Origin of the sequence: Methylobacterium nigriterrae (assembly GCF_037106235.1) — a bacterium.
Taxonomy (GTDB): Bacteria; Pseudomonadota; Alphaproteobacteria; order Rhizobiales; family Beijerinckiaceae; genus Methylobacterium; species Methylobacterium nigriterrae.
Genome location: NZ_JBAWTG010000170.1, coordinates 1 through 8,167, shown reverse-complemented (window position 1 = coordinate 8,167; position 8,167 = coordinate 1). Strand labels below are relative to the sequence as shown.

7 protein-coding genes and 1 pseudogene are annotated in these 8,167 nt (G+C 63.5%); all 8 read left to right on the top strand.

The window, feature by feature from the left end; all coding sequences use genetic code 11:
- Positions 1-298: 298 nt before the first annotated feature.
- The 8 genes and pseudogenes from WDW90_RS32845 to cyoD all read left to right on the top strand — a co-directional run bounded on the left by WDW90_RS32845 (position 299) and on the right by cyoD (position 7,463).
- Entirely contained in the window at positions 299-493 is a 195-nt protein-coding gene (locus WDW90_RS32845; RefSeq protein WP_336491828.1) for a hypothetical protein, read from the top strand.
- Between the two features lie 17 nt (positions 494-510).
- On the top strand, positions 511-720 hold the full coding sequence (locus WDW90_RS32840; RefSeq protein ID WP_336491826.1) for a Maf family protein: 210 nt from the start codon (positions 511-513) through the stop codon (positions 718-720).
- Positions 694-882 (top strand): annotated as a pseudogene (locus tag WDW90_RS40985) (Maf family protein); the annotation flags it as partial. The gene WDW90_RS32840 and the pseudogene WDW90_RS40985, both read left to right, overlap by 27 nt.
- 850 nt (positions 883-1,732) lie before the next feature.
- On the top strand, positions 1,733-3,076 hold the full coding sequence (locus WDW90_RS32835; RefSeq protein ID WP_336491825.1) for an MFS transporter: 1,344 nt from the start codon (positions 1,733-1,735) through the stop codon (positions 3,074-3,076).
- An 86-nt stretch (positions 3,077-3,162) separates the two neighbouring features.
- Positions 3,163-4,404: a ubiquinol oxidase subunit II gene (gene cyoA / locus WDW90_RS32830; protein WP_336491829.1), complete on the top strand. Its 1,242-nt coding sequence runs from the start codon at positions 3,163-3,165 to the stop codon at positions 4,402-4,404.
- A 17-nt stretch (positions 4,405-4,421) separates the two neighbouring features.
- A complete protein-coding gene (gene cyoB / locus WDW90_RS32825; protein WP_336491823.1) occupies positions 4,422-6,437 on the top strand; it encodes a cytochrome o ubiquinol oxidase subunit I in 2,016 nt (671 codons plus the stop codon).
- Positions 6,430-7,056 carry a cytochrome o ubiquinol oxidase subunit III gene (gene cyoC, locus WDW90_RS32820; RefSeq protein ID WP_336491821.1) on the top strand — a complete coding sequence of 209 codons (627 nt, stop codon included), beginning with the start codon at positions 6,430-6,432 and terminating at the stop codon, positions 7,054-7,056. Before cyoB ends, cyoC begins: the two co-directional genes overlap by 8 nt.
- Entirely contained in the window at positions 7,053-7,463 is a 411-nt protein-coding gene (gene cyoD, locus WDW90_RS32815) for a cytochrome o ubiquinol oxidase subunit IV (protein ID WP_336491819.1), read from the top strand. The genes cyoC and cyoD overlap by 4 nt, the downstream gene beginning before the upstream one ends.
- Positions 7,464-8,167 lie beyond the last annotated feature (704 nt).

The following is an 8,167-nucleotide window of genomic DNA, read 5'->3' as shown; positions in this document are numbered from 1 at the left end:
GGCGGTGTTTGCGATCGTGATCGGGCTGAACGCGACGGCCGCCTTCCTCGCGCTGTTCGTGCTCAAGCCGATGCGCACGCGCTATCTCGCTGAGGACGGTACAGCGGCGGTGCCGAACAGCCAGTCGGTCAAGCTGGCGTAAACCAAGCTCTTGAGCCTCCCGGATCCAGGAGGCTCGCCCTGCTCCAAAGCACTCACCTCCGTCCGTAGAAGACCACACTCGCGGAAAATTCGACGCCCACCACGCGTGACCTCCTCAACGGGCCACGTCCAACCGCGAAAGCGATCAAGGTCGGCCATGAATGTTGCTGCCGCTCTCGCGCTCCAGAGCATCCCGTTCGCCGGATTGGCTCTCGCCAGGAGCGAGCATCGAGACCTGTTCCTGGTTCTGTATGTCGGCGCCTTGGGCCTCCTCTTGTCGACCATCGCGGTCGTTGATGATTACTACGGCTTCTCGTCTCTGATCGGGATCGCCGTCGAGACGCTGCAATGATGGTTGCGTCAGGATAGATGTCCGGCCCCACGTCCGTAATCGGCATCGAGCCGGCAGCCCTGCTCCTGATCGGGGTCGACGAGACGCCCCGCAGGTTCGAGGCGCCACGCGAGTTGGCCCGCCGGCTTACCAAGTCGAAACTGGTGTCGGTGCGCGAAGCGGCGCGGAAGCGTGAGGACATGCAGGGCACATGGCTCCTTGCCGCCGATACCGTTGTGGTGGGCTGACGTCTGCTGCCGAAGGCCGAGCTCGCCGACGAGGCGGTGGCGTGCCTGTGACTGCGCTCGGGCTGCCGACACAGGGTCTATGCTGCAATCTCGCTGATCACGCCGACCGACAAGCTCCGCCAGCGTCTCGTTGAGATCCGCGATCGGTTCAACCGCCTCTCGCCCTCCTCGAGGGAACGGGCTTTCCCGTGGACGGGACTTCGAGAAGGTTGAACGTGAGATTGGCCAAAACCTGACGCTTGGTGCTCGCTTCCAAGGACTGCTTGCGACTCGACCTCGCCGTGGAGGCCAGCCTGTGCCGTCTTCGAAAACAGGACGATTGTCGCGCCGCTGTCCCGGAAGCACTGCGCCCAAAACGGCCATTCAAACATCCGCTTGGATGCTCCTAAGCAGATCTCGGTGGCCGGACCATTCAGATGGCAGTGATTGGATAGACACCCTTACCGCGATGAAACTGATGCGCCCCGGATTCTAACCGAGCCTCAGCGCCGCGAGGACAGCTTGAATGATCGTCGCGCCGCCGACCGGTGCGACCAACAAGAGCAGCATGTTCACGACAATGAGCCACAGGAATACCCGCTCTTGGCGCTTCGCCAGTCGGCGCCTGCGGGGCGGCTCCCAGGACGGTTTCCATCCTCCCTCGGCGTACATCAGCACTCCCGAATCGGCCCTGCGTCTTCAGAATTTAGCCTTCGAAGGCGGTTAGGCCAGAGCACTGACCGAGCGCCGCAGAATATGGGGCCAAGCGAGCCCGCCGAATTGACCCGATCGGCAGCTCCAGAGCCATTATGTCGATGCCACGCGCGCCCGTCAGGGTATTGGAAAGCCGTCCGATCGCGGCATCTGTCATTTTGTTCGCGTTCGAGACCGGACACGGCATCGTGGCGGAGGGCAAGCTTGGCGTTTACTGCCGCGGCCCTCCGGGCTCGGTGCGACTTTCCTGCTTGCCTCAGCCTTTGAGATGGCTTTCTATCCTCGGCCCGGACTGTTCTCGTTCTAGGTGATCACCAGAATGGCGATGGATCAGGTTCAAGGGCGTCCACCCTCCTCCACACCGCTTGAGCGCGACGCCCGCCTAGCGTCCACCGACCACAGAGTTGCGCCGAGTGAAATCGCGATCGGCGTCATCATCGGTCGGGCGGCAGAGTACTTCGACTTCTTCGTATTCGCCATCGCCTCCGTGGTCGTGTTCCCGAAAGTGTTCTTTCCCTTCGCCGAGCCGTTGACGGCGACACTCTACGCCTTCGCCATGTTCTCGCTGGCTTTCATCGCTCGACCGATCGGCTCGATCATCTTCACGGCAGTCGACCGCCGGCACGGCCGTGGAGTCAAGCTGACGATCGCAATGTTCCTGCTCGGCTTCTCCACCATGGCGATCTCGTTCCTGCCTGGCTACGCGCAGATCGGCGCCTGGTCGCTGTACCTTCTGGGCGTCCTACGGGTCGGGCAGGGATTGGCGCTCGGCGGCGCATGGGACGGGCTTGCTTCCCTCCTCGCGCTCAACGCGCCGATCGAGCGACGCGGCTTCTACGCCGCCCTTCCGCAACTCGGCGCGCCGTTCGGCTTCATCGTGGCGGGGACCCTGTTCTCGTTCTTACTGCTGAACCTGTCCGAGCCCGAATTCCTGGACTGGGGTTGGCGCTATCCCTTCTTCTGCGCTTTCGCCATCAACGTCGTGGCCCTGTTCGCCCGGCTGCGGCTCGTCGCGACCGACGAATTCGCGCGCCTTCTCGAACTGGGGCGGCTCGAGCCTTCGCCCATCCTGCCGCTGATCCGAGACCACGCACGCGAGTTGGTCATCGGCGCGCTGATACCGCTGGCGAGCTTCGCGCTCTTCCACCTCGTGACCGTGTTCCCGATCAGCTGGATCACGCTGTTCACGCACCGCTCGGCGGGTGAGTTCCTGATGGTGCAGTGTTCCGGCGCCTTCATCTGCGCGGGCGCGATCCTGGCCTCGGGTCTGATCGCCGACCAGATCGGCCGCCGTATGCTGCTTTTGATCGCGGCGGGTCTGATCGCGGTCTTCGCCGTCGGCAGCATCATCGCGCCCCTGCTTTTCGAGGAAGGCGCGATCGGCCAGACGATCTACGTCAATGCCGGTTTCGCGCTGCTCGGCCTGTCCTACGGGCAGTCGTCCGGAGCGGTGACGTCGCGCCTCGAACAACGCTACCGCTACACCGGAGCCGCGCTCACCAACGACCTCGCCTGGCTCCTCGGTGCGGGCTTCGCGCCGCTGATCGTCCTGTTCCTATCGGCCCGTTACGGGCTCGCCTGCGTCGGCCTCTATCTGCTGTCGGGGGCGGTCACCACCCTGCTGGTGCTCGGCATTTCCCGCTCGGAAGTCCGTCAGGTTTGAGCCGGGCGGAAACCGTCGTGTCCGCTCCACCCGTTCGCGCCGCGCTCCTCAAAATGGCGATGGATCACCGAGTGACTGCCCTGGCCATGGCCCTCGCCCGCCCGCCCACCGACCGCCGCCCGCGCGGGTCGTGGTCCCGCAGAGCCCTGCGCGGCCTGGTGCCGCTCGCAGCCACCGGGCTGCTCACGGGCTGCAACATGGTCGTGTTGAGTCCAGCCGGCGATGTCGCGGTTCAGCAGCGCAACCTCCTCATCGCAGCGACCGTGCTGATGCTGCTCGTCATCGTGCCGGTGATCGCGCTCACCTTCTTGTACGCATGGCGCTACCGCGCGACGAACGCGGAGGCGACCTACGACCCTGACTGGCATCACTCGACTCAGCTGGAGGTCGTCATCTGGACGGTGCCGCTGCTCATCATTCTCGCGCTCGGCGCCATGACCTGGATCAGCACGCATACGCTCGACCCGTTCCGGCCGCTCACGCGGCTCGCGCCCAACAAACCCGTGCCGGCAGACGTGAAGCCCTTGACGGTCGAGGTCGTCGCCCTCGATTGGAAGTGGCTGTTCATCTACCCGGACCTCGGGGTCGCGAGCCTCAATGAGATGGCGGCGCCGGCGAACGTACCGATCACCTTCAAGATCACCTCCTCCTCGGTCTGGAACACGTTCCACGTGCCGGCGCTCGCCGGCATGGTCTATGCCATGCCGGGCATGCAGACACAGCTTCATGCCGTGATGAACAAGGAAGGAGACTTCGCGGGCCTCTCGGCGCACTACAGCGGCTCAGGGTTCTCCCGGATGACGTTCGGGTTCCGCAGCCTGTCCCAAGAGGGCTTCGACGCGTGGGTTGCGAAGACCAAGGCGTCTGGCACGCGCCTAGACCGTGAAGCCTACCTGAAGGTCGAGAAGCCGAGCGAGGCGGTCCCAGTCCAGTATTTCGGCACGGTCGAAAACGGCCTCTTTGACGCCGTTCTCGGCATGTGCGTCGAGCCGGGTCAGATGTGCGTGGCGGAGATGCACCACATCGATAGGACGGGCGGAGCGGCCAAGGAAAGCGAAGCGAACCGCGAGAGGCTAGAATACGACACCCGCCGTGCCAGGAGTGGCGACGAGTCGCCGGCCGCTACCTTCCCGGCCTCGGGCCGTCCACCTCAGGGCTCGGTGCAGCCCGAGGGCATGATGCCCCGCGACCAGCCCCTGAGCCGCGGCGGCGTCAACGAGCGCAAGACCGAGCCTGATCAGGAACAGGGCAACGCCCTGCCGGGTGCCGACAGAGGGCCCGCGCCGGCTCAGTTAAACAACCGGCCATCCGACCGCCACCAGCACTGATCCGAGCGAGTCCCCGCATGTTCTCGAACCTCGACCTCAGGCAGCTCATCTTCGGACGGCTGACGCTTGAAGCGATCCCCTACCACGAGCCCATCCTACTCGGGACCTTCATCATCGTGGCGCTGGGCGGGGCGGCACTTCTGGGTGCCGTCACCTGGTACGGGAAGTGGGGTTACCTCTGGCAGGAATGGTTCACGAGCGTCGATCACAAGAAGATCGGCATCATGTACGTCGTGCTGGCCATCATCATGCTGCTGCGGGGCTTCGCCGACGCGGTCATGATGATCACGCAGAAGGCACTCTCCGTCGGCGCGTCGGAGGGCTACCTGCCACCGCACCATTACGATCAGGTCTTCACCGCGCACGGCATGATCATGATCTTCTTCATGGCGATGCCGTTCGTGACCGGCCTCATGAACTACGTCATGCCACTGCAGATCGGGGCCCGCGATGTCGCCTTCCCCTTCCTCAACAACTTCAGCTTCTGGATGACGGCAGGCGGCGCGGCTCTCACCATGCTGTCCTTGTTCGTCGGCGAGTTCTCGCGAGCCACTTGGCTAGCTTACGCGCCGCTGTCGGGGGCAGCGTACAGCCCCGGTGTCGGGGTCGACTACTACATCTGGGGTTTGCAGATCGCGGGCGTGGGAACGACGCTGTCAGGCATCAACTTGATCGCCACCATCGCCAAGATGCGGGCGCCGGGCATGAGCTTGATGAAAATGCCCGTTTTCTGCTGGACGACACTTGCCAGCAACGCCCTCATCGTCACGATCTTCCCGGTCTTGACGGCGACCTTGGCGCTGCTGTCGCTCGACCGGTATGTGGGAACGCACTTTTTCACGAACGACTTCGGCGGCAGCACGATGCTGTACATGAACCTCATCTGGATCTGGGGTCATCCGGAGGTATACGTTCTAGTTTTGCCGGCCTTCGGCATCTACTCGGAGGTAACCTCAACCTTTTGCAGTAAACGACTGTTTGGCTACACGTCGATGGTCTACGCCACGATGGTCATCGCCGTCGTGTCCTGGCTTGTTTGGCTGCATCACTTCTTCACGATGGGAGCCGGACCCACTGTGAACGCGTTCTTCGGCATCGCGAGCATGATCATCTCGATTCCGACGGGCGCGAAGGTCTTCAACTGGCTTTTCACCATGTATCGCGGACAGATTCGCTTCGATGTGCCATTCATCTGGGTGATGGGCTTCATCCCAACCTTCGTGATCGGCGGGTTGACCGGCGTTCTGCTCGCGGTGCCGCCGGCCGACTTCATCGTACACAACAGCCTGTTCCTGGTCGCCCACTTTCACAACGTCATCATCGGCGCCGTAGTATTCGGGGTGCTGGCTGGCCTCCAGTACTGGTTCCCGAAGGCGTTCGGCTACACGCTCGATCCTTTCTGGGGGAAGGTATCGTTCTGGTGCTGGCTGGCAGGCTTCTGGGTCGTGTTCACGCCGCTCTACATTCTCGGCTTAATGGGCGTGACGCGTCGGACGCAGCATTTCGACGACCCGGCGGTGCAGCCTTACCTGACGGTCGCCGCAATCGGGGTCTTCATCATCATGGCCGGGATCCTGGCATTGCTCGTCCAGCTCGTGGTCAGCTATTTCCGGCGCGAGCGGCTGCGCGACCTCACGGGCGACCCCTGGGGCGGCCGGACGCTGGAATGGTCCACGGCCTCGCCGCCTCCGCCCTACAACTTCGCCTTCACGCCCATTATCCACGACCTCGACGCGTGGTGGGACATGAAGAAGCGCGGCTACGATCGTCCCCTGGAGGATTTCCGCCCGATACACATGCCAAGGAACACCGGCGCCGGCGTGATCCTGGCGGGCCTCAGCACTGTTCTCGGCTTCGCCATGGTCTGGTACATCTGGTGGCTGGCTGCCTTGTCCTTCGCGGGTCTCATCGCGACGGCCGTCATCCACACGTTCAACTACAACCGGGACTTCTACATCCCGGCCGAGGACGTTCTGCGGCTTGAGCGCGAGAGGACGGCGCAGCTCACGGGAGGGGTCGGAGCCGATGCATGAGGTGACTGCCCCGCCCGGCGCCACGGCGCCCGTTTTCTACGAGCGAGAGGCGCACGCCCACGGCGACGGCGGCACGCTGATCGGGTTCTGGATCTACCTGATGGGGGATAGCCTCATCTTCGCGATCCTGTTCGCCACCTACGGCGTGCTCGGTCGAAACTACGCGGCGGGTCCGTCCGGGGCAGAATTGTTCGACCTGCGGCTCGTCGCCGTCAACACGAGCCTCCTGCTGCTCTCATCCATCACCTACGGCTTTGCCATGCTGGAGATGGACAAGGAGCGAATCGACACCACCCTCCGATGGCTGGTGGTGACGGGCCTGTTCGGCGTGGGCTTTCTCTCGATCGAGCTCTACGAGTTCGCCCACCTGATCCGCGAGGGTGCCACGCCCCAGCGCAGCGCGTTCCTGTCGGCCTTCTTCACGCTGGTCGGCACGCACGGCCTGCACGTCACGTTCGGCATTCTCTGGCTCGTCGTGCTGATGGTGCAGGTGCGCCAGCGCGGGCTGATCGCTGAGAACCAGCGCCGGCTGATGTGCCTGTCGATGTTCTGGCACTTCCTCGACGTGGTCTGGATCGGCGTCTTCACCTTCGTGTATCTGATGGGAGCCATGCGATGAGCACGGTGAGCGGGGCCAGCGTCGTCCAGAAGGCGCAGGACGGTGGGGCCGCACACGGGACCCATCATCCCCGCGGGGCGCATGGCAGTTTCCGAGGCTACATGACCGGCTTCGTCCTGTCGGTCATCCTCACGGCCATCCCCTTCTGGCTCGTCATGGGCGATGTTTTGCAGGACACGCTCTGGACCAGCATCATCATCATGGCTTTCGCGGCGGTGCAGATCGTGGTTCACATGATCTACTTCCTGCACATGAATACGAAGTCGGAAGGCGGCTGGACCTTCATGGCCCTGGCTTTCACTCTGACGTTGGTCGTCATCACGTTGGTCGGCTCGATCTGGGTCATGTATCACCTGGATCAGAACATGATGCCTATGTCGCCCCACGAGGCGCTCCAGAAGCCCTGATGCTGTTCTGATAGACGCCGCAGGCGCGTAAGGCCCGGAGAGCCCCGTGGGCGAGAGTGAACAACGCTCTGTCACAAAGGCGCAGGGCGTATCCGCCCTGTAGTCGTTCGAGGGGCTGGCAGTCGATGAGCTGGGTCAACTGCTTCTACGTCACTCTCGCCTTCCTCGCTCCAGTTCCGCCGGAACGGCCAGGACAGGCTCGGCCTGATCCGCCGAGGATGAACTGGTGGATTGTCGGTTTGACGGGGTGGTTCCTCCTGGCACTTACAGCCATGCCGCTGAGCATCGCGCTGGCCGAACACTGGGCCGTGCAACGCTTCGAAGCGCGTTGCAGGATGTCAGGTGGCCACTTCATCTACATCGCGGGCGACAGCAGACGCCCCTATCGCTGCGATCCTGCTCCTTCCACTGCGAGAGCCTCTCCCGCGCTCCCTTGACCGACGCAGTGTCCGCCGGAGCGTGATCCTGACCCGACGCACTCGTCCGGATCGAGCACACGTTGTTCGAGCATCCTGACCCCGACGGAGGTTCGATGCCATGCCCCACCGACTTGTTTGTTGACGGAGCGTTCTTGGGGTAGGGGCCGGCCTTGGTAATCCGGCGCTATGAGGGCGGGGTTGTAGCTCAACGACGATGAGGGTGAGAGTGGCTTGCAGGCTGCTTATGCGGCACGCACGGTTGCCAAGAAGCGGCTCACCTCGGCC